At 67.8% G+C, this 20,603-nt stretch carries 17 protein-coding genes and 5 pseudogenes; 9 read left to right on the forward strand and 13 right to left on the reverse strand.

Annotated elements, in window-relative coordinates:
• The 3 genes and pseudogenes from SYNGFB01_RS03835 to abc-f all read left to right on the forward strand — a co-directional run.
• Nucleotides 1-801: glutathione S-transferase C-terminal domain-containing protein (locus tag SYNGFB01_RS03835; RefSeq protein ID WP_048017003.1), on the forward strand; the 801-nt coding region annotated here is incomplete at its 5' end.
• A complete protein-coding gene (locus SYNGFB01_RS03840; protein WP_048017004.1) occupies nucleotides 798-1,457 on the forward strand; it encodes a DUF2301 domain-containing membrane protein in 660 nt (219 codons plus the stop codon). The genes SYNGFB01_RS03835 and SYNGFB01_RS03840, both read left to right, overlap by 4 nt.
• Nucleotides 1,454-3,429: pseudogene (abc-f, locus tag SYNGFB01_RS03845) on the forward strand (ribosomal protection-like ABC-F family protein). The gene SYNGFB01_RS03840 and the pseudogene abc-f overlap by 4 nt, the downstream one beginning before the upstream one ends.
• On the opposite strand, the gene SYNGFB01_RS03850 reads toward abc-f, so the two are convergent.
• Nucleotides 3,403-3,882 carry a hypothetical protein gene (locus tag SYNGFB01_RS03850; protein WP_048017005.1) on the reverse strand — a complete coding sequence of 160 codons (480 nt, stop codon included), beginning with the start codon at nucleotides 3,880-3,882 and terminating at the stop codon, nucleotides 3,403-3,405. The pseudogene abc-f and the gene SYNGFB01_RS03850 overlap by 27 nt on opposite strands.
• 140 nt (nucleotides 3,883-4,022) lie before the next feature.
• On the opposite strand from SYNGFB01_RS03850, the gene SYNGFB01_RS03855 reads away from it, so the two are divergent.
• Nucleotides 4,023-4,241: a Calvin cycle protein CP12 gene (locus SYNGFB01_RS03855; protein WP_048017006.1), complete on the forward strand. Its 219-nt coding sequence runs from the start codon at nucleotides 4,023-4,025 to the stop codon at nucleotides 4,239-4,241.
• Between the two features lie 171 nt (nucleotides 4,242-4,412).
• Here the strand turns inward: SYNGFB01_RS03855 and obgE are convergent.
• A pseudogene (gene obgE, locus SYNGFB01_RS13000) lies at nucleotides 4,413-5,270 on the reverse strand (GTPase ObgE); the annotation flags it as partial.
• A gap of 38 nt (nucleotides 5,271-5,308) precedes the next feature.
• Between obgE and SYNGFB01_RS03865 the strand changes: the two are divergent.
• Entirely contained in the window at nucleotides 5,309-6,529 is a 1,221-nt protein-coding gene (locus SYNGFB01_RS03865; protein ID WP_048017008.1) for an ABC transporter ATP-binding protein, read from the forward strand.
• 11 nt (nucleotides 6,530-6,540) lie between these two features.
• Here SYNGFB01_RS03865 and SYNGFB01_RS03870 read toward each other — a convergent pair.
• The 5 genes and pseudogenes from SYNGFB01_RS03870 to SYNGFB01_RS03890 all read right to left on the reverse strand — a co-directional run bounded on the left by SYNGFB01_RS03870 (nucleotide 6,541) and on the right by SYNGFB01_RS03890 (nucleotide 13,771).
• Nucleotides 6,541-8,981 (reverse strand): annotated as a pseudogene (locus SYNGFB01_RS03870) (endonuclease MutS2).
• Nucleotides 8,982-9,050: 69 nt separating this feature from the next.
• Nucleotides 9,051-10,051 (reverse strand): annotated as a pseudogene (hemB, locus tag SYNGFB01_RS03875) (porphobilinogen synthase).
• A gap of 40 nt (nucleotides 10,052-10,091) precedes the next feature.
• Nucleotides 10,092-11,636 (reverse strand): annotated as a pseudogene (locus tag SYNGFB01_RS03880) (DHA2 family efflux MFS transporter permease subunit).
• Nucleotides 11,633-12,640 carry an HlyD family secretion protein gene (locus tag SYNGFB01_RS03885; protein WP_161795846.1) on the reverse strand — a complete coding sequence of 336 codons (1,008 nt, stop codon included), beginning with the start codon at nucleotides 12,638-12,640 and terminating at the stop codon, nucleotides 11,633-11,635. The pseudogene SYNGFB01_RS03880 and the gene SYNGFB01_RS03885 overlap by 4 nt, the downstream one beginning before the upstream one ends.
• A 138-nt stretch (nucleotides 12,641-12,778) precedes the next feature.
• Complete coding sequence (locus SYNGFB01_RS03890; protein ID WP_048017010.1) at nucleotides 12,779-13,771, reverse strand: DnaJ C-terminal domain-containing protein; 993 nt, start codon at nucleotides 13,769-13,771, stop codon at nucleotides 12,779-12,781.
• Between the two features lie 115 nt (nucleotides 13,772-13,886).
• Here SYNGFB01_RS03890 and SYNGFB01_RS03895 point away from each other — a divergent pair, with 115 nt between their 5' ends.
• Nucleotides 13,887-14,336 carry a hypothetical protein gene (locus SYNGFB01_RS03895; protein WP_048017011.1) on the forward strand — a complete coding sequence of 150 codons (450 nt, stop codon included), beginning with the start codon at nucleotides 13,887-13,889 and terminating at the stop codon, nucleotides 14,334-14,336.
• Between the two features lie 11 nt (nucleotides 14,337-14,347).
• On the opposite strand, the gene SYNGFB01_RS03900 is transcribed toward SYNGFB01_RS03895, so the two are convergent.
• The 5 genes from SYNGFB01_RS03900 to SYNGFB01_RS13670 form a co-directional block, all read right to left on the reverse strand.
• Nucleotides 14,348-14,596: a DUF4115 domain-containing protein gene (locus SYNGFB01_RS03900; RefSeq protein ID WP_048017012.1), complete on the reverse strand. Its 249-nt coding sequence runs from the start codon at nucleotides 14,594-14,596 to the stop codon at nucleotides 14,348-14,350.
• A 729-nt stretch (nucleotides 14,597-15,325) separates the two neighbouring features.
• Entirely contained in the window at nucleotides 15,326-15,556 is a 231-nt protein-coding gene (locus SYNGFB01_RS14080; protein WP_152669511.1) for a hypothetical protein, read from the reverse strand.
• A gap of 275 nt (nucleotides 15,557-15,831) precedes the next feature.
• A complete protein-coding gene (locus tag SYNGFB01_RS03910; RefSeq protein ID WP_152669512.1) occupies nucleotides 15,832-16,173 on the reverse strand; it encodes a hypothetical protein in 342 nt (113 codons plus the stop codon).
• Nucleotides 16,174-16,189: 16 nt separating this feature from the next.
• On the reverse strand, nucleotides 16,190-16,858 hold the full coding sequence (locus SYNGFB01_RS03915; protein WP_048017015.1) for an NAD(P)H-dependent oxidoreductase: 669 nt from the start codon (nucleotides 16,856-16,858) through the stop codon (nucleotides 16,190-16,192).
• Between the two features lie 602 nt (nucleotides 16,859-17,460).
• Nucleotides 17,461-18,498, reverse strand: a complete 1,038-nt coding sequence (locus SYNGFB01_RS13670) for a glycosyltransferase (RefSeq protein WP_082325858.1) — start codon at nucleotides 18,496-18,498, stop codon at nucleotides 17,461-17,463.
• A 267-nt stretch (nucleotides 18,499-18,765) separates the two neighbouring features.
• Between SYNGFB01_RS13670 and SYNGFB01_RS03930 the strand changes: the two genes are divergently transcribed.
• Both SYNGFB01_RS03930 and SYNGFB01_RS15250 read left to right on the forward strand, forming a co-directional pair.
• Nucleotides 18,766-19,287, forward strand: coding sequence for a dTDP-4-dehydrorhamnose 3,5-epimerase family protein (locus SYNGFB01_RS03930; protein WP_072061550.1), 522 nt, complete (start codon nucleotides 18,766-18,768; stop codon nucleotides 19,285-19,287).
• Nucleotides 19,263-19,451 carry a hypothetical protein gene (locus SYNGFB01_RS15250; RefSeq protein WP_152669513.1) on the forward strand — a complete coding sequence of 63 codons (189 nt, stop codon included), beginning with the start codon at nucleotides 19,263-19,265 and terminating at the stop codon, nucleotides 19,449-19,451. Before SYNGFB01_RS03930 ends, SYNGFB01_RS15250 begins: the two co-directional genes overlap by 25 nt.
• 152 nt (nucleotides 19,452-19,603) lie before the next feature.
• Here SYNGFB01_RS15250 and SYNGFB01_RS03935 read toward each other — a convergent pair whose 3' ends face one another.
• Entirely contained in the window at nucleotides 19,604-20,299 is a 696-nt protein-coding gene (locus SYNGFB01_RS03935; RefSeq protein WP_072061551.1) for a CHAT domain-containing protein, read from the reverse strand.
• Nucleotides 20,300-20,323: 24 nt separating this feature from the next.
• Between SYNGFB01_RS03935 and SYNGFB01_RS03940 the strand changes: the two genes are divergently transcribed.
• The coding region (locus SYNGFB01_RS03940) for an IS1182 family transposase (RefSeq protein WP_048017019.1) at nucleotides 20,324-20,603 on the forward strand (280 nt) is incomplete at its 3' end.

Here is a 20,603-nt window from a genome sequence, read left to right on the forward strand (position 1 = left end):
GGAGCCGCCGATGGCCACGTGCTGATCGTGGGGCGCAGCTGCCCCTGGGCGCACCGGGCCTGGCTGGTGTGGGCCCTGCGACAGCTGGCGGGCAGCATCACCCTGCTGGTGGTGGACCCCGATCCGGCGGCGGGCCGATGGTGCTTCGCCGAACCCTTCGAGAAGTGCACCACCCTGCAGCAGCTCTACCGCCGCAGCGGCGCCCCGGCCTCGGCGCGGGCCACGGTGCCGGCCCTCTACTCCCGCAGCCAGCGGCGCCTGCTGGTGAACGAGAGCGCCCGGCTGATCGAACTGCTCAACGACTGGCCCGCCGGCAGCGGCCCCGACCTCGACCCCGCCGACCAGCGGGCCGCCACCGGGACCTGGCGGGAGCGGCTGCAGCACAGTGTCAACGATGGCGTCTACCGCTGCGGCTTCGCCCGCTGCCAGGCCGCCTACGACCGGGCCGAGGCCGACCTGTTCGCCAGCCTCGACGCGGCCGAGGCGGCGCTTGCCTCGAACGCCTGGCTGAGCGGCCCGGCGCTGAGCCTGGCCGATGTGCAGCTCTTCCCCACCCTGATCCGCCTCGAGCTGGTCTACGCCCCCCTGTTCGGCGTCAGCCGCAGGCCCCTGTGGCAGCTGCCGGCGCTGTGGCGCTGGCGACAGCGGTTCCATGCCCTGCCGGGCGTGGCCGCCACCTGCCATCCGGACGCCTGGCGGAGCGACTACTTCGGGGCCCTGTTCCCGCTGCACCCCTCCGGGATCATCCCGGCCGCCCCGGAGCTGGCCACACTGGTGGGTGAACTGCCGGCCCTGCCATGACCGCCCCGCGGAGCGACGCGCCCGCCACCGATCCGGTGTTCGAGGGGGTCTACGGACCCTTCACGATCACCGAGCTCGACCGGCGCGAGGTGCTGGGCTACCGCCTCGCCCTGCTCACCACCGCCATCGCCCAGGCGGCGCTTCTGGCCCAGTGGCGCTGGCTGGGTGACGGCTGGCTCTGGATCTGGACGCTGCCGCTCACGGCAGGCCTCGGACTCGCCCTGCGCTGGATCCACATCTATCTGCGGCCCCTGCACCGGGCCCTGCAGCTGTTCTGGCTGATCGGCTGCCTGGGCCTGCTGATGCTGGCAGTGCGGTCCGGCCTCAGCGGCATGGCGGCGGCCGTGGCGAGCGAGCCGCGCTGGATCTGGGCCATCGGGCCCCTGTTCGCTGCCCTGGCCGGCATCGGCTTCAAGGAGTTCTTCTGCTTCCGCCGGCCGGAGGCGATCGGCGTGACCCTGCTGCTGCCGCTGGCACTGCTGGGCCGGCTCACCGGGCTGCTGAGCGGTGCGGCCGCCGGCAGCCTGCTGGGCGTGGAGGCGGCCCTGCTGCTGGTGCTCTGCCTGCGCAAGTTCCCGATGCCGGCCGCGGCCGACGTGGGCGACAAGAGCGTGTTTGCTTATCTGGAGGATCAGCGCCGAGCCGCCAACGCGTGAGCCTGATCAGCCTGGTGGATGTGCGCAAGGACTTCGGCGTGCGCACCCTGTTCGACAAGCTCAGCCTGCACGTGGAGGAGCGCGACCGCTTGGGGCTGATCGGCCCCAACGGCGCCGGCAAGAGCACCCTGCTGCGCATCCTGGCCGGCCAGGAGCCGCCGGGAGCGGGGCAGCGCCGCACGGCCCCCCAGGCACGGATCGTGCTGGTGAGCCAGGAACCGGAGATCGACCCGGAGCGCACCGTGCTGGAGCAGGTGTTCGAAGGCAGCGGCGAGAAGATGGAGTTGCTGCGCCGTTACACCGAGGTGAGCCAGGCCCTGGCCCTGGCCCACGCCCAGGGGGCCGACGACGCTGCCGATGACGCGGCTCTGCTGGCGGAGCTGGGCAGCCTCAACGCCCGCATGGACCAGAGCCAGGCCTGGGGCCTGGAGCAGCAGATCCGCGAGGTGCTCGATCGGCTCGGCATCCGCGACGTGGGCCGGCGGGTGGGGGATCTCTCCGGTGGCTACCGCAAGCGCCTGGCCCTGGCCGCGGCCCTGGTGGCCGAGCCCGACGTGCTGCTGCTCGATGAGCCCACCAACCACCTCGATGCCGACTGCATCCAGTGGCTGCAGGGCTACCTGCAGCGCTTCGCCGGCGCCTGGTGCTGATCACCCACGACCGTTACGTGCTCGATCAGGTGACCCGCCGGATCGTGGAGGTGGACCGGGGCGAGGCGCGCAGCTACGGCGGCAACTACGCCACCTACCTGGAGCGCAAGGCGGAGGAGGAGGCTTCGGCCGCCGCCAGCGAGGCGAAGGCCCGCGGCGTGCTGCGGCGCGAGCTCGAGTGGCTCAGGCGCGGCCCCAAGGCCCGCAGCACCAAGCAGAAGGCCCGCATCCAGCGGATCGAGGCGATGCAGGAGGCGCCGAAGCGGCAGCAGAAGGGCCAGCTCAGCCTCAGCAGCAACCCCCGCCGCCTCGGCAGGCGGGCGATCGAAGCGGAGTCGCTGTGCATATGGGCCTGCGACGAGGCGCGCCAGGCCGGCGCGGCGCCGCTGCTGCACAACTTCAGCTACGACTTCAGTCCCGAGGACCGGGTGGGGATCATCGGCCCCAACGGCTCCGGCAAATCCACCCTGCTGGATCTGATCGCCGGGCGCCGCCGGGCCGATGGCGGCCGGCTGGAGCTGGGCAGCACCGTGAAGCTGGCCTACTTCGATCAGCACAGCCACCGGGTGCTCGAGGCCACCGACGCCGCCGGCCGCGAGCGCAAGCTGATCGATGTGGTGAAGGAGGCTGCCAGCAGCATCGAGCTCGACGGCAGCACCCTCTCGGCCTCGCAGCTGCTGGAGCGCTTCCTGTTCCCGCCGGCCCAGCAGCACCAGCCGGTGCGCAAGCTCTCCGGCGGCGAGCGCCGCCGGCTGCACCTCTGCCGGCTGCTGATCGAGGCGCCCAACGTGCTGCTGCTCGATGAGCCCACCAACGACCTCGATGTGCAGACCCTCACGGTGCTCGAAGACTTCCTCGAGGACTTCCGCGGCTGCGTGGTGGTGGTGTCGCACGACCGCTACTTCCTCGATCGCACCGTGGACCGGCTGTTCTGCTTCGAGAACGGCACGCTCCAGCGCTTCGAGGGCAACTACAGCAGTTATCTGGAGCGGTGCCAGCAGCGCACGGCCGCGGCAGCGGGCAGCCCGCCGCCGCCGCGCCACGACCCCGATCCCAGCGTCGCGGCCCCGGCCCGCCCAGCCGCGGCAGAGGSCGCCGCTCCCCGGCGTCGCCGCAGCTACAAGGAGAACCGGGAACTGGCCCAGCTGGAGCTGAACCTGCCCCGCTGGGAGGAGCAGCGCCGCGAGCTGGAACAGCGGGTGGCCCTGGCCTCGCGGGAGCGGACCCGGCTGGAGCAGCTCACCGCCGAGCTGGCTGGCCTCAGCGAGCGGATCGACGCGGCCGAGGAGCGCTGGCTAGCGCTGAGCGAGCTGGAGGCCTGAACGGCGCCGCCGGCGCGGATGGGGCATCTCCAGGCCGGGGCTGCGCTGCGGCGGCAGGCCGCAGACGGGACCGGCCGGCTCGGGCAGCAGCCAGGGCTGGCGGCGCACCCGGGCCCCGGCCGCCTCGGCCAGCTTCATGGCCGTGGGTTTGTAGTCGTCCAGGCTGCGCTGGGCAGCCATCTGATCCCCCATGCGGCGCAGATAGACGTCCTGGAACCACCGCACCTGGGCATGGTCGAAGGCCTCACANGCCGCCTGGATCGAGGCGAAGCGCTGCGACACCAGTCCACTGGGGGCGCATTGTTTCCAATCCAACACATCGTCGAAGCTGAGCCCGCGGCGCCAGAGCCTCTGCTCGGAGAGATAGCAGTTGTGCTCGGGGCCGTTGATCCAGTACAGACGCCCCTGCTGATCCATGAAGTGTCGATCCCGACGCTGCACGATGCGTGTCATCGGCTCAACTCCGCTGCGGCCTCCCCTGCTGTTAGCCACGCGGGAGCCGATCAGCAGCCCATCACAGACCTCTGCGCAACAACCCGCAGCACCCGTATGGTGGGCCCGATGAGCTCCGGTTCCTCCAAGCCGGCACCTGCATGAACACCATCGACGAGCACATCCAGAAGGACAAGGCCGAGATCGAGGCTGCCCGCGCCGCCGGCGACATGGGCAAGGTGCGCCATCTCGAGGAGGAGCTGGCCGGTCTGGAGGCCTACAAGGCTCAGCACCCCGAAGACAGCCACGACCCCACGCCCCTGGAGGTCTACTGCGACATGAACCCCGACGCCGAGGAGTGCCGCGTCTACGACGACTGAATCCCCGCTCTACGCCTGGATGCCCAGCTGCTGCCACACCGCGGCCAGCAGGGCCTCCAGCCCCCGGTTGCTGGCAGCGGAGATNCCCCAGCACCGCCGGACGCACGGCAACCGCACCCTGATCGCCGATCTCCTGCTCCAGTCGAATCCTGCAGGCATCGAGGTCGGCCGGCTCGAGTAGCTCGATCTTGTTGAGCACCACCAGACGCGGCCGTGCCGTCAGGCCATGGCCGTAGGTCTCCAGTTCCCGCGTCACCACCTGCAGGTCGCCCACCACGTCGTCGGCGCTGGCGTCGATCAGGTGAATCAGGAGCCGGGTGCGTTCGATGTGGCGCAGGAAGTCATGTCCCAGGCCTGCCCCATGGGCAGCGCCGGCGATCAGACCCGGGATGTCGGCGAACACCGTGCCGTCTCCACTGGGACGGCGCACCACCCCCAGATTGGGCACCAGGGTGGTGAAGGGATAGTCGGCGATCTTCGGCCGTGCGGCCGAGAGCACGGAGATCAGGGTGCTCTTGCCCGCATTGGGCAGGCCGATGATCCCCACCTCTGCGAGCAGCTTGAGCTCCAGCTGCAGCCGCCACTCCTCGCCCTCCCGGCCTTCGGTGCACTTCTCGGGTGCGCGGTTGCGGTTGCTGAGGTAGTNGGCGTTGCCGAGACCGCCGCGNCCCCCCAGGGCCACCAGCAGTTCCTGTCCGGCGGTGGTGAGATCGCCGAGCAGGATGCCGGTGCGGGCGTCCCGCACCTCGGTGCCGCAGGCACCCGGATCTGAAGCGTCTCGCCGCTGGCCCCGGTGCAGCGGTTCGGGCCGCCGCGCCGGCCGGCGGTGGCCTCGAACAGACGCCTGTACTTGAAGTCGAGCAGGGTCTGGAGGTTGGCATCGGCCACCAGAACCACGTCGCCGCCCCGACCGCCGTCACCACCGGAGGGACCTCCGGCAGGCACGTACTTCTCACGGCGGAAGGCGACGATCCCATCGCCGCCCCGGCCCGCCTTCACCGCAATGCGGGCTTGATCGATGAACTGCATTGCCGTCAAACCTAGGATCGCGCCGTCGGGACAGGGGTTTGGCCGCCGTTCGCTTCCAGCAGGTCTGCAAGACCTATCCACCCCGCCGCGGCGGTGAGCCGGTGTCGGTGCTGCGGCAGCTCGATCTGGCCGTCGACGACGGCGAGTTCCTGGTGCTGGTGGGCCCCTCCGGCTGCGGCAAGAGCACGCTGCTGCGGCTGCTGGCTGGGCTCGAGCAGCCCAGCAGCGGCGAGATCTACGTGGCCGAGCGGCCGGTGAGCCGGCTGCGGCCCGCCCAGCGGGATGTGGCCATGGTGTTCCAGAGCTACGCCCTCTACCCCCACCTCACGGTGGCGGGTAACCTGGGCTTCGGACTGCGACGCAGCCGGCCGCGCACCCCGCTCCAGCAGCTGCAGGACAGCCTGCACCAGGCCAGCCGCAGCCTGCCGCCGCCTCTGCGGATCACCTCCCAGCGCGAGCGGCGCATCGAGGCCCGCATCGCCGAAGTGGCCACGATGCTCGAGCTGGAGCCGCTGCTGGATCGGCTCCCGAAGGAGCTCTCCGGCGGCCAGAAGCAGCGGGTGGCGCTCGGCCGCGCCATCGCCCGCCAGCCGTCGGTGTTCCTGATGGATGAGCCGCTCAGCAATCTCGACGCCAAGCTGCGCACCGGCACCCGCACGCAGATCGTGGAGCTGCAGCGCCGCCTGGGCACCACCACCCTCTACGTGACCCACGACCAGGTGGAGGCGATGACGATGGGGCATCGCATCGCCGTGCTGAGCGGCGGGGTGCTGCAGCAGCTGGGCACGCCGATGCAGCTGTATCAGTGGCCGGCCAACCTGTTCGTGGCGCAGTTCATCGGCAGTCCGGCGATGAATCTGCTGCCGGTGGAGGTGAGCGGCCCGGGGCAGCTGCAGCTGGGCCAGCGCCGCTTTGCCGTGGAAGGCCCCCTGGCCGAAGCCCTGGCGGGTCGCACCGGGCAGCGGCTCACCGCCGGCCTGCGTCCGGAGCACCTGCGCCTGGCGCCCGCCACCAACCGCAACCTCAATGCCACTGTGAGCCACTGCGAACTGCTCGGAAACGAGCAGCTGCTCACCTGCAAGCTGGAGGATGGGGGCCACCTGCTGCAGGTGCGGGTGGCGCCGGATCAGCCCCTGGTGGCCGGAGCCACCGTGTTTCTGGAGGTGGAGGCGAGCGGCTGGCGCCTGTTCGACGCGGCCGGTGATGCCCTGCCATTACCCAGGCCCACACCCACCGAACCGATGCTGCCGCGCTTCTGAGCAGAGGGGCTTCAGCCCTTCAGATGCACCACGCTGCAGCCGGGGCCGCCATCGCCCTGGGCCGCATCGCTCACCCGCTCCACAAAGGGAACGGTGGCGAGCCAGCTGCGCAGCCCTTGCTTGAGCTTGCCGCTACCGATGCCGTGGATCACCCACACCGGGCCATTGGCGCTGCGCAGGCGCTCCTCCACCGCCGCCTCGGCCTCGTGCACCCGCAGCCCGCGCACATCCACGGTGTTGCGCTCGGTGCGCACCTCGGGGCCGCGGCCGCCCAGCCCCCGCTGACCCCTCACCTGCACGCGCACCTCCGGCGGCGCCGGCTTCTCCCCATGCAGCCCCTCGACACCCTCGAGCGGCACCGTGAGCCGCAGCACACCGCAGCGCAGCGTGAGTTCACGGCCGTCGTCGGCCATCGCCAGGACCTCGGCGGCCTTGCCCAGCGACAGCAGCCGCACCCGATCCCCCACCGCCGGCATCCAGCCGGCATGGTCGCGCCGCTCCGGCTGGGGGCGGTGCTCCCGCTCCAGGCGCTTGAGCCGCTGGCCGGCCTGGCGGGCCGTTTCGCCGAGCTCACTGCTGGAGCCGCCGCGACGGCGACCGCCACGCCCCGCCTCCCGCAGACGCCTGATCAGCGCCGCACCTCCTGCTGCCCCTCGCGGATCGAGTGCTCCAGCTGCAGGCGGCGCTGCTCCTGCAGCTCGGCGCTCTGCTGCTGCTGCTGCTCCCAACGCAGCAGCAGCTCCTCATGGAGCAGCTCGGTGCGGGCCAGCAGGGCGGCCGCCTCCTCGGCCGCCTCCTGCTGGCGGCGTCGCTGGTCTTCGAGGCCGGCGATCACCTGGTTCACCTGACCCCCACCCCCCGGCTCCAGCAGAGCGGCGGCCCGCTCCAGCACCGCCTCGTCGAGGCCCAGCCGACGGGCGATCGCCAGGGCATTGCTGCGCCCGGGGATCCCCCACAGAAGCCGGTAGGTGGGTGAGAGGGTTTCCACATCGAAGGCCACGGAGGCGTTCTCGAAACGGGGATCGGCGTATTTGAGCGCCTTGAGCTCACCGAAATGGGTGGTGGCGATGGTGAGCCGGGCGCGATCGGCCAGCTGCTGCAGCAGCGCGGTGGCCAGCGCTGCCCCCTCCTGGGGATCGGTGCCGGCGCCCACCTCGTCGAGCAGCACCAGGGCGGCGTCGCCGGCAGGGTCGACCCCACCCGGCAGGGCGGCCAGGATGCGGGCGATGCGGCGGATGTGGCCGCTGAAGGTGGACAGGCTCTGCTGCAGCGACTGCTCATCGCCGATGTCGGCCAGCACCCGGCCGCACCAGGGCAGCCGCGGCGTGCCGCCGCACGGCAGGAACAGCCCGGCGCGGGCCATCAGGGCTGCCAGTCCCACGCTCTTGAGGGTCACCGTCTTGCCGCCGGTGTTCGGACCGGTGATCGCCACCACCCGCAGCTCCGGAGGCACCCTCAGGCTCACGGGCACCACCGGCTGGCCGCCCTCGCGGCGCTGCTGCCAGAGCAGCAGCGGATGCCGCAGCTCGCGCAGCTCGAACGGGGCATCGGCCCCATCCGCCAGCTCCGGCCGCACCGCCCCGAGCCAGGCGGCATAGCGGGCCCTGGCCAGGGCGGCATCGAGCTGCACCAGCGCGCGGACCAGCTCCCGCAGCGCCTCGGCCTGCTCGCCCACCTGAACGCTGAGCTGCTGCCGCACCTTCTGCTCCAGCTCCCGCTCCTGCCCCTCCAGCTCGCGGATGCGGTTGCCCAGCGGGATCACCACCTGGGGCTCCACGAACACGGTGCTGCCCGAGGCGGAGCTGTCGTGCACCAGACCGCTCACCTGGGCAGCGGCGCCAGCCTTCACCGCCAGCACCGGTCGGCCGCTGCGCTCGGCGATCACCGTGTCCTGCAACAGGGGGGCGTAGCGGCGCAGCAGCTCGGCGAGCCGCTCGCGGCGCTCGGCCCGCAGGCCCTGCAGCTGACGCCGCAGACCCGCCAGGGCGGGATCGGCCCGGTCGGCCACGCGGCCGCCCTCCTCCAGGCAGAAGTGCAACCGCTGCTCCAGCTCCGGCAGGGTGCGGAGCTCGGCCACCAGAGCGGTGGTCACGGGCCGCAGGGCCGGATCGTCGATCTGGCGGCGCAGACGCCGTGCCGCCGCCAGGGTGCCCGCCAGCTCCAACAGGGATTCGCCATCGGCGCAGCCACCCTTGGCGCAGAGCTCCACGAGCGGAGCGATGTCGGCGGCGCCCTGAAAGCTCAGACCACCCTCGATCAGCCCATCAAGGGCCAGCAGTTCGCTGGTTTCGACCAGCAGCCGACGGCTCTCCGCCAGGCTCCCGGGCAGAGGCAGCGCACGGCAGTGGCGGCCACCCGGGGCTGTGCTGGCGAAGCTGGCCAGCTGAGCAGCCAGGCGCGGCCACTCCAGCAGCTCGAGCGCCTCCCGTTCGATCGGGCTCGGGGTCGACAACGGGACAGACGGTTCCGGCGGCCCGGCAGCCCGGGGGGGCCGGGCGCGGAGCTCACGGTCGAGAGTGGCTCATCCCTGTCGCAGCCAGGCCGCTGCATCACAGGCGTGGTAGGTGAGGATCAGGTCGGCGCCGGCCCGCCTGAAGCAGAGCAGGGTTTCCAGCACCACGGCACGCTCGTCGATCCAGCCCTTTTCGGCGGCGGCCTTCACCATGGCGTACTCGCCGCTCACGTTGTAGGCCGCGATCGGCTGCTCCGATTCGGCCCGCAGGCGGTGGATGATGTCGAGGTAGGCCAGGCCGGGCTTCACCATCAGGATGTCCGCCCCCTCGCTCTCGTCGAGCTGGGCCTCCAGGATCGCCTCGCGGCCATTGGCCGGATCCATCTGGTAGGTGCTCTTGTCGTTGGGAATCGGCTTGGAGCCGGCGGCGCGGGGGGCCGAATCGAGCGCCTCGCGGAAGGGGCCGTAGTACGCGGAGGCGTATTTGGCGGTGTAGCTGATGATCCCCACATGCTCGAAGCCCTCCTCATCGAGGGCTTCGCGGATGGCGCCGACGCGCCCGTCCATCATGTCGCTGGGGCCGATCAGGTCGGCGCCGGCGCGAGCCTGGGCCACCGCCTGGCGGCAGAGGATCGCCACGGTCTCGTCGTTGAGCACCACGCCCTCCTGGCTCACGATGCCGTCGTGGCCGTCGCAGGAGTAGGGATCGAGGGCCACGTCGGTCATGATCGCCATCTGGGGGTGCACCTCCTTCAGGCGACGGATGGCGCGGGGGATGAGGCCGTGCTCGTTGAAGCACTCGGCGCCGTCCTCCGTCTTGAGGCCATCGGCCACCTTCGGGAAGAGCACCACGCAGCGGATGCCCAGATCCCAGGCGCGGCCCACCTCCTGCACCAGGCCCTCCAGGCTCCAGCGGAAGCAGCCGGGCATGGCGCGATCGGCTCGTTGGTGGCCCCTTCGTGCACGAACAGGGGGTAGATGAAATCCGCCGGGCTGAGGGATGTCTCCCGCACCATCGCCCGCANGGCTGGCGTACGACGCAGACGACGGGGGCGGTAGGTGAGCTCCATCAGGGGGCTGATGCGGCGCTGGGGTGGGCAATGCAGGATCCTACGGAGCCTGCTGCGGAGCGGGTTTCCCGAGCAACAGCACCAGCGGCATGGCCAGAAGAAACACCAGGGCCACCAGGCGGAACACATCGCCATAGGCCAGCAGGGCCGCCTGGCGATCGACCTGCTGGCTGAGCAGGCTGAGGGCCTGGTCGCTGCGGCCGTCCAGCCAGGCGGTCATGGCCTGGAGGCGTTGCTGCAGCAGGGGATTGGTGGTGGAGAGGTGCTGCACCAGCTGCGAGCGGTGCACGGCCTGCTGATGCTCGAGCACCACAGTGAGCACGGCGATGCCGAAGGTCCCCCCCAGCTGACGGGTGAGGTTGTAGAAGCCGCTGCCGGCACCCACATCCTCCCGCGGCANNNGNNNCNNNGGCCCCAGGGTGGCCAGGCTGAGCGGCAGGAACATCGTCACCGTGGTGACACCCCGCAGGATCAAAGGCCAGAAGAGGCTCTCTTCACCAGTGTCCGGACCGATCGTCGCCAGCTGCAGCATGGTGGCCACCATGGCTCCGGCACCCACCGCGATCAGCAGGCGCGGGTCGAAGCGGTGGGCGTTCCTGCCCAGCACACCCATGGTGAACGCCGAGGCCAGCGCCCCCGGCAGCATCAGCTGGCCGGTCTGGGTGGCCGTGTAGCCCAGCACCGACTGGGCAAAGATCGGCACCACGAACACGGTGCCGTAGAGACCCATGCCCAGCACCAGGGAGAACAGGCTGCCGGCGGCCAGGGAGCGATGGCGCAGCACCCGCAGATCCACCGCCGGCGTTCTGCAGCGCAGCTCCCACCACACGAAGGTCGGCAGCGCGACGGCGGTGAGCATCATCAGCCGGCGGATGCCGGCGTTGTCGAACCAGTCGAACTGATGGCCCTGCTCCAGCACCACCTGGAGGCTGGCCAGACCGGCCACCAGCAGAAGGATGCCGGGCCAGTCGACGCGGCGGCCACCGGTACGCAGCGGCCGGCCGCGATCATCCGCCCAGGTGGGATCGGGATCGGGTGGCATGAAGGCCAGGGCCATCAGCACCGTGAGGATGCCGAAGGGCACATTGATGAAGAAGATCCAGCGCCAGCCGGGCCCATCGGTGAGAAAGCCGCCGAGGGTGGGGCCCACCACCGGCCCCACAAGCACGCCGATGCCGAACACACCCTGGGCCAGACCCTGCATGGCCCTGGGCACCGACTGAAACATGATGGCCTGGGCCTTCGGCATCAGGCCGCCCCCCAGCAGTCCCTGGGCGATGCGGGCCGCCACCAGCAGAGGCAGGCTCGGTGCCAGGCCGCAGAGCACCGAGGCGGTGGTGAAACCGATCAGACAGAACACGAAATAGGAGCGCTGGCCGAAGCGCTCGCTCAGCCATTCGCTCAGCGGAATCATCACCACGCTGGCCATCGCATAGCCGGTGACCACCCAGCCCACCTCGGCCAGGGTGGCGCCGAGATTGGCCTGGATGTGCGGCAGGGCGACGTTGCAGATGCTCACATCGATCACCTCGAGCATCGCGCCGACGGCGGCCGTGATCACCACCGCCCACTGCCGCAGGGTCACGGCCGTCGTACCCGGACCGTGGCCGACAACCCAGGCACCAGGCGAGCCGCCAGCGGCGGCGGCACACCATCGAGGGCGATCCGGGCGGTGACCCGCTGCACCACCTTGGTGAAGTTGCCCGTGGCGTTATCCGGTGGCAGCAGGGCGAAGCGGGATCCGGCGGCGGGAGCCACGCTGACCACATGGCCCCGCAGCCGGCGGCCGGGGAAGGCATCGATGCTCACCTCGGCGGCCTGGCCGGGCCGCAGGGCATCCATCTGGGTCTCCTTGAAGTTGGCCTCCACCCAGGGCTGGGGGGCCACCAGGGTCATCAACGGCTGGCCGGGCTGCACCTGNCGTCCGGGCTCAGCGGTGAGCGAGCCGATCCGCCCGTCCCCGGGGGCCAGGATGCGTTGATACCCCAGTTGCAACTGGGCCTCGTCCAGGGCGGCCTCGAGCTGCCGGATCCGCGCCTGGGCGGCGGCGGCCTTCTCCCCTTCCACCCGCACCTGCCGCCGACTGGCCTGGGACTGGAGGGCGCTGGCCTGGCTGCGGGTGAGCTGCCCGCGGGCCTGGGCGTAGACGGCGCGAGCGCGGTCCACCTCCTGGCGGGAGACCACCCCCTGTCTCAGAAGGAACTCGAGACGCCGCAGATCGGCCTGCGCCCGCTCAAGCTCGGCGGCCGCCACCTGCTGATCAGCCACCGCCACATCCGCGGCCGCCGCCGCGCCGCTCAGACTGGCGCGGGCCTGGGCCTGCAGAGCGCTGGCCTGGCGGCGGGCCTCCTGCAGATCCGCCTCGGCCTGCAGCAGGCGGATGCGTGCATCGCGGGGATCGAGCAGCACCAGCAACTCGCCGCGGTGCACGGCCTGGTTCTCCTCCACCGCCACCTGGGCGATGGTGCCGGGAACGCGGCTGGCGATGTCGACGAGGTGCGCTTCCACCTGGGCGTTGTCGGTTTCCTCGATGCCCCAGTGCGCCACCCACCAGCCCAGGACCGAGAAGCCCAGCACCCCGGCCAGCACCGGCAGGGCAAGCCGGCGGAGAGGCGAGCCTGAGAGTGCCGCGAAGCGTGCTGCGAAAGGCCCCGATCGGATCACAAAGGCCAAGCTCTTCTTCTGGGCAGGCGCAGAGGATTCACGCTACGGGCCGGCGGTCCCGGCTCAGAGCCGCGCCGCCTGGATCCAGCCGGCCCGCGGGTCGGCGCTGCGGGCCTGCCGGAGCTGCTGGAGCAGCTGCTGCTCCCGCTCGCTGAGCTGATCCGGCAGCTTGAGCACGGGGGTGAGCAGCAGATCGCCGCGGCCACTGGAGAGGGGCCAGCCCTTGCCCTTGAGCCGCAGGCTGCGGCCCAGCGTCATGCCGGGCGGCACCTGCACGGTGGCCTCACCCTCGGGAGTGGCGACACGCACCTCACCACCGAGGGCCAGCTCATCGAGGCTCAGGGGCAGCTCGGCGCGCAGCTGATCGCCGTCAAGCTTCCACACGGGATGGCTCTGGAGCTGGAGCGTGAGGTAGAGATCCCCCCGGCGGCCGGTGCCGGGCTGGAGGTTGCCCTTGCCCTTGAGCCGCAGGCGGCTTCCCTGCTTCACCCCGGGTGGGATGCGCACCTGCACCCGCTCCTCGTTCACGGCCAGGATGCGCTCGCAGCCGCGGAAGGCTTCCGCCAGCGAAAGGCTGATGGTGGCCTCGGCGTCGAGGTTGGGGGCGGCAGCGCGAGCGCCGGAGGGGCCGGCGAATCCTCCGCCGGGGAAGCCGGCGCCGAACCCACCTGGGAAGCCACCGCCGAAGCCGAAGCCACCCCCCGCAGCACCGGGCCCCGCCGGCCCCCCGAAGCGGCCGAGCAGGTCGTTGATGAAGTCGTCGAAGTTGCCGTAGCGCCCGAAGTCCACATCGAAGCCACCCGGCGCTCCTGCGGCGCCGGCCTGGTTCCAGTACTGGCCGAACTGCTCATAGCGGCGGCGCTTGTCGGGATCGGAGAGCACCTCGTAGGCCTCACTGATCTCCTTGAACTTGGCCTCGGCCGTCTGGTCGCCCGGATTCACATCGGGGTGGTACTGGCGCGCCAGCTTGCGGAAGGCGCGCTTGATCGCGTCGGCATCGGCGCCGCGATCCACACCCAGCACCTTGAAGTAGTCGCGGTAGCCGTTTGCGCTCATGGCCCCCAGTGTCTCAGTTGCAGGGTCTGGCCTGCACGGGCGGAAAGCCGACGGCTGGCGGCAACGGCCGAAACTGGGTACGGTCAAGTGCTTCCAGGTGCCTGCGCCCCGTCCCATGAACCGCCCCGGCTCCCTGCGCACCCTGCTGCTGGTCGGCCTCAGCACGACCGTGGCCCTGTTCTCCGGCGCCAGCGCCACGGCCGGGGGGGGATTGGGCAGCCCGTCAGAGTCGAGCTCGCCGCATGTGGGCCAACCGCTCAAACCCTCCGGGCCCGAGCAGCTGGCACTCAGTGAGCACCTGCGCCGGCGCGGCGCCCAGTTCTACGGCGCCTGGTGGTGCCCGGCCTGCTTCCAGCAGAAGAATCTCTTCGGCCAGGAGGCCGGCAACCGCCTGCCCTACGTGGAGTGCGACAAGACGGATGCCGGCCGGGCCCGCTGCCAGGCCGCCGGGATCCTCGGCTACCCCACCTGGGACCTGCCGGGCAAGCCGAGGCTGGAGGGCGTGCAGACCCTCGAGGAGCTGAAGGCCTGGAGCGAGTACGGCAAGGCTCCGGCGGCGCGATAGCGACAGCGGCCTCAGAAGCTGCCGGGGGGCTGTTCCTCCGGCGGCGGAAAGCTCCTCCAGCCCAGATCCCACACCGTGCCCAGCAGCGTCGGGGGATCGCCCGCAAGCGACACTTCCAACAGGTCGGCGCGGCCGGATCGCACGCGCAGCCCGTCGCCCAGGGGCAGGATGCGCTCCTCGCCGTTCCGGAGTGTCCCCACGAAGACCTTGCCTCCCTGGAGATTCCGCACCTCAAGCCAGGCCTCGCCGCGGGCCCGCAAGCGCAGTTCCGGGCGCCGCCGTGAGGAGCTGTCTCAGCCGCCTCTGGTGGTGTGGCCGCAGCCCGCGGCGGCGGGGCGGCAGGGGGCTTGGGGGCCGCCGCTGGGTGGCGATCACCGCGAGGGCCGTCACCAGGCCGAGAGCGATGCACCCCGCCAGAAGCACCGTGCGGCGGGGTGGCCGGCGGCGTGGGGTGACGGGATCGGCAGCAACCAGCTGGGCAGGGGCCTGCGCCGCATCGAGGGCACGGGACAGCTGCACCTGGAGGGTCCGCCGCTCCTGCAGCAGCCGCTGGATATCGGCTGCAACGGCACGCACCCGCTGGGTGAACTTGNCCTCGTAGATCGACGGCAGCTCCTCGATCAGGCTTCTGCACTGCTCGAGTTCGGCCTGCGTCCTGGCCAGTTCCCGCTCAAGTGCCTGCGTGGATTCGGGCGTTTCAGTGGATCCCGGCGAATCAGCCGATGCGGGCGGGGTCTGGGCCGGATCAGGGGAGTCGGGCTGAGGCATGCCTGGCAACGCGAGGGCGATCCATCCCTGCGGGTGGTCTGGAAACTAGGACGACTGAGGCTTGCAGCGAGGGCTTCTGCAGGCTTCCGCTCAGCCCCGGCCGACCGGCAGACATCGCCAGACCAAGAACAGCCCCCGGCAANGCTGTTGGGTTGGTAGGCCATGGATGGATGCATGCAGGCCGGCGGATCGTCGCCCCGAGGATCGCTGCAGGAGCAGTGCTACAGATCGTCGGAATCATCAGCCATGACCCACCTTCCGCTCTTCCGGATGGCATCGGGAACGCCATCGCCATCGAAATCGATCAGGTCGACCACACTCTCCTCCTGATCCTCGAGATCGCAGGCGCCATCCACGCCCACAGGATTGAGAATCTCGTGGGATTCAACAAAGTGTCCTGCGGACCTGGCGATTCGAATCGCAGCGTCCTTGGCTTCAGGACTCCTGGTCAACAGCTCCTGAAGGACCCTGTCGGCATGGACAGCAGCCAGAAAGCGATCTCTCGCGACTTCCAANGCAACAGGGGCAATGGATCTCCAGATCTAGGCTGATCGGGCAGCCCATTCTGGATCAGGGTGATCCAGCCGCAAGAAATCTTTGGGCGAATGAAGACAATCAGGGGGCGTCACCCGCACTGGGGAGAGTGAGCCCATGACCCGGCAGGGATCCGAGCGAACAACACATGGTGTGAATCCCAGGTCTAAAGCCCTGCGCGCGTGCCGTGGCGTCACCTCCAGTGATACCACCAGTTGCCGCCGGATTCACGATCCACGGTCTCCTGCGACTCGAAGCCGATGTGTACCCCATCTCGACCTTCAATGGGATACCGATACTCCCGGAGCAGGCTGCGCAGGCTGCGGCAAAGCTCCTGATCGGATTGCAACCGCTTCTTCTCAGCGTCTGACTGCACGCAGATCCAGTAAACCAGGTGCCTGGGATGGATGTGGTTGGCTCCGTAATGCGTCACCCAGTGCTTTTCCCTGGTGACAGCCGCGATCCTGGCCGCGATCGCCTGCTCGATCCGCTCGGTGACAGCGTGGATGTCGTGGATGTCGATTCCGGTCGTCACGTGTCGAGCGCTCAATCTAATAGTGACCAACGTGGATGGGCGCTTCGCCNGCAATCGTGCTCAATCGCTCCTTGAATCGCTCAAGTTCCGATTGCCTTTCCTGATCGCTCATGCGCACTGGGGCATACACGATCTGCGGCGCCAGCACATCGAACCCCACAAACTGCAGCATGCCTCGCTGAATGGGCCTGAGGATGGCGTGGATGTCACCATTGAATCCACCCTGCACGTAGNCTTCAGCCGGACCTCCGGTGGTGAGCGACAACAGCGCACGCTTGCCGCGGAACACCCCCTGGTCGTAGATGCGGCCGCCTCCGTAGATCCGGCCCATCGCAAAGACCCGATCCACCCAGCCCTTGAGCACAGCGGGAAGGCCGAACCACCAGAGGGGGAATTGCCAGATCATCAGGTCACACGATTCGAGCTTCTCCATCTCTGCCGCCAACTCCTCGGAAAAGCCGCCAACCTCGGTGGCGTGCATCTCCTCGATCTGCAGCTTCAGATAATCCGGATCCTTCACGCTGCGGAAATTCGCGCGGCTGGATGCGGGGTCAAACTGCATCGCGTGGAGATCCGACACGATCACGTCCCAGCCACTGCCGATGAGGGCCTTCTGCGCCGAAACCAGCATGGCGTGGTTGAAGCTCCTGGGTTCGGGGTGCCAATAGACAATCAATGCTTTCACCGCTGATCTCCGATCGGCTATGGGGACTGGACGGGCGCATCGGAATGCTAAACGGATTCCTCATCGGCGATGGAGTTCTGAAAACGCAGACGAAGGAGCAGAGCGAGTTTCTCTTGGGCAAGCTCCTGCACACCTAAAGCCCCAGATCAGAAGCGCGAAAGCGATTGTACTGCTGAGAAACCACCATGAGATCCCGTCTTCTGCACCTTGATGTTAGTCACGGTCTTACAGAGCAAGCATCACCTGTAACACTTCAAGAACCTCAAGATGAGTGGCGTGAGGCAGAANCCCCCAACCGCTTTACCAATCATTCTCGAGCAACTTTGTGGCGCTGATCCGGGAAGATTGGATATCCTTCCTTTGAGGCACAACCGAGGCGAAATAGATGGATGGTACTCTTGTTGCCANGGGGCCAAGGAGCTCATCTGGGGACAGCATGACAAAAGGCGTCGCTTTTCTGATCTCCTGGGCGTGGATTAGAATTCAAGCAGACGAAGTCATGTCCCGTCGGGATACGCTAGACAAGTTCAACAACGCTCCCTTGGCAACACAATGCGGATTTCTCAAGCGGCCCAGGGATGGCCGGATTGATCAGGATCTTTTCATCCTTTCGAGGACGCGCTCAGCCCCGGCATCGGCCGATTCGCAAGTACCCGCTCAAACAAATCCTCGTATTCCGCAGCAACCTGCTTGTCTCCGTAGGCTTCGATCACTTGACGGCGAGCAGCATTACCGATTCGGGAGCGTAGCGATGGGTCTTGAATGAGAGCGTGCAAGTAGTCATACCACTCCTGGTCATTGTAGGCAAAGAATCCGGTCTTACCGTGGTGTATCACTTGCCGGTCGGCCTGCGAGGGCGTGCACACCACTGGAAGAGCTGCCGCCATGTAGCTGATCACCTTCGTAGCTGGCTTGCGTTGCTGATAGGGATCATCGAGGGGTTTGATCGCCACGGCGATGTCAGCCTCGGCAAGGACGCGATCCCACCGATGAACATTCCATTGCGTGTACTCTATCGGCCCTTCCCGCCTAGCAGCCCCCTTCGTGTTATACACGAGGCGGATATCTAGGCCCGTGTCCAATCTCAGTCGATCAAGGATGGGATGTAGCCGAAGCATCGGAGGCATGTTCTCGGGATAACCCTGCCAGATCAACCGGATCGGCCCTGCGTGCGCGTACCTGGTACGTCGGTGGCGATTGAGCAGCGGCAGGGCGATTTTCATGCGAGGAATAGCCTGATCATCATCCACATCTTGTTGTCTCGGATTCGCTAGTATCAGACCATCAACGGAGCCAACGAAGGGCCGGTAGTACTTCTCCCATGCCGCCCGATCCGTGTAGAGATCGTGCCCTTTGCCATCAGCGAAGACATGGCGAATGTCGGCCGTATCGTAGATTACACGGATTCCACGGGCATGGAGATCACGTACAACATTAGGGATAAAAAGGTCAAGCTCCTTGGCTACGACGATGATGTCGAAGCAGAAAAGATCATCGTCACGGAAGAATATAGTTGCCCCAAAGTGTTTCGAGTGGCGATTGATGCTATTAACGACTGCATCAATCCGCCACTTACGGTTACCGAGGGTGTCCTCACCTTCGACCACCGGCCCGAAACCGACACGGATGCGCTTGGACATGGCGGATTGAAGGCGAAGCCACAGGATTCAGTCCCAGCGGACAAGATCATGGTCGTACAGCAAGGGGCGTAGACGTTTCGGCAATTGCCGCTGAAAAATGCATAGCCGGCTTCGCCGTGCCAGCTTCAGCAAACCAGGGGCAAGATATGCAGAGACTCCGCCAATCTCACTTGGCATGATTCAGCTCTGAGTGATCGAAGCTTTGCTACCATAGCCAAAATGCAATGAATTGTTAACTTGGCACAGAATTCTATGCAATCTCTACCAATGGGCTGCAGCCTGCTTCCCCTCGATCCAAAGCCTGATCAGCGAGGCTGGCTTCTCGAAGTATTTCGTACTTCCTGGCTGCCAGATATTCCCTGTTCCCAGATCAACCTGATGTGGTCACTTGCAGGAACGCTGCGGGGCAGTCACGTCCATGGGGTGCACGTAGACTGCTTCGTCATGGCCTCTGGGGAGTGCTTGATTGGCCTCAAGGATGTGCGAGATCGCTCCCCCACCTTCGGTCTGGTGTCATTGCTTCAACTCAGCTGCGCGGTCCCAAATCTCATGGTTGTTCCGGCCGGCGTGGTGCATGGACTGTATTTCCCAGTGGATTCGATTCTGCTCACGGTGGAGAGCGACTTTTACGATCCGGGCGAGGAGATTCTTTGCCGTTGGGACGACAAAGAGCTCGGCATTCCATGGCCCTTCACAACGCCGATTCTTTCCGATAAGGACGCACAGGCGCAGTCTTATCGGGAGATGATGGCTATCATCAAACCATGGCAGACGAACTTTACGATCTGATGGTACGTGGGAGCCGCGTTACCAGCGTGCTTCAGTTCCATGACATTCCCGAAGGAGATTTAAAAATAATAAATCAGAAACCTCAAGCTCCGAAGATCTCCGTTGATATCTATACAGCACGCCCGAAAGCAGTTCCAGGGCAAGAGGAGATACTGCCCTATTGAAGGCTTCACGCAGGCTAACGCCGCTCTTGAGTAGTAGACAAGAACGTTAGAATGCAAGCAGGTAATCGGTGCTGGCCTGTCCACTCGAGGAGCCTGTTCGAAGGCCCCCTTGCACAAGCCAACAGCCCGCTGCTGCTGGTCGATCCTGACGATCATTTCGCCAGCGGTGCCGCATCGCCGATCACGATGAACGGCGCCCAGAGGAAGGGGTGGAGGCCCTCGGCTCTGCTGTGCATCACGGTGAGTTTGGCCTGGCGCATCGCTTCCGCCTTGTCCATGCCGGCCTTGAGATTGGCGTAAAAGGCCTTGTTGATCTGGCTGCTCTCGGTATCGGGGGCGCTCCAGAGGCTGGCCACCACCGCCCGGGCGCCGGCGCGCTCCCACACGTACGCCAGACCGCTGAGGCCCACATCGCTGTCGTCGGTGATGCGGGCCGTCTGGCAGGCCGCCAGCACGAGCAGTTCGGTGTTGGTGAGGCCCAGCCTGGCGGCTTCTGCGATCGGGTACTGAACGCCGTTGGCGAAGAGGAGCGTGTTGGCCTGCATGCCCAGCTCTGGGCAGCCGCCGGCGATGAAGCAGCCATGGGTGCCGAGGTGGAGGATCGGATAGCGGCTGGCCTGCTGCTGAAACTGGGTCAGGGTGGCCTGGCCGCCGCTCAGCTCACGGCTGCCGGGATAGGCACCCACCAGAAACGTGGCTTCTGCTTCTGTGCCGGGCAGGGGTCGTTTGGTGGGGGTGGGATTGGCCAGCACCAGCGCTCGTCGGCCCCTAGGAGGGTGTCGCGCATAGATCCACGCCCGTCCTTTCCACAGCCGCCCTGTAATCCGCCCAGAACCCAGTGACTGCAATGGTTCTTGGCAGGATAATGGGGCATGGTCAAGCCCAAGTCCTTCCGCCCCTGGAACCCCGAGCAGACCCTGCTGCTGCCACCCTCACCGGTGGATTGGTTGCCGGAGAACCACCTGGTGTTCTTTCTGCTCGATCTGGCCGCCGAGCTGGACCTTGAGGCGATCCATGCCGTTTACCGGCAGAAGGACCCGCGGGGTGAGAAGGCGTATGAGCCCCGAATGATGGTGGTGCTGCTCCTGTACGCCTACTGCGTCGGGTTGCCCAGCTCCAGAAAGATCGAGAAGGCCTGCTGGGAGGACGCCG

The sequence above is a fragment of the Synechococcus sp. GFB01 genome, assembly GCF_001039265.1.
Lineage (GTDB): Bacteria > Cyanobacteriota > Cyanobacteriia > PCC-6307 > Cyanobiaceae > NIES-981.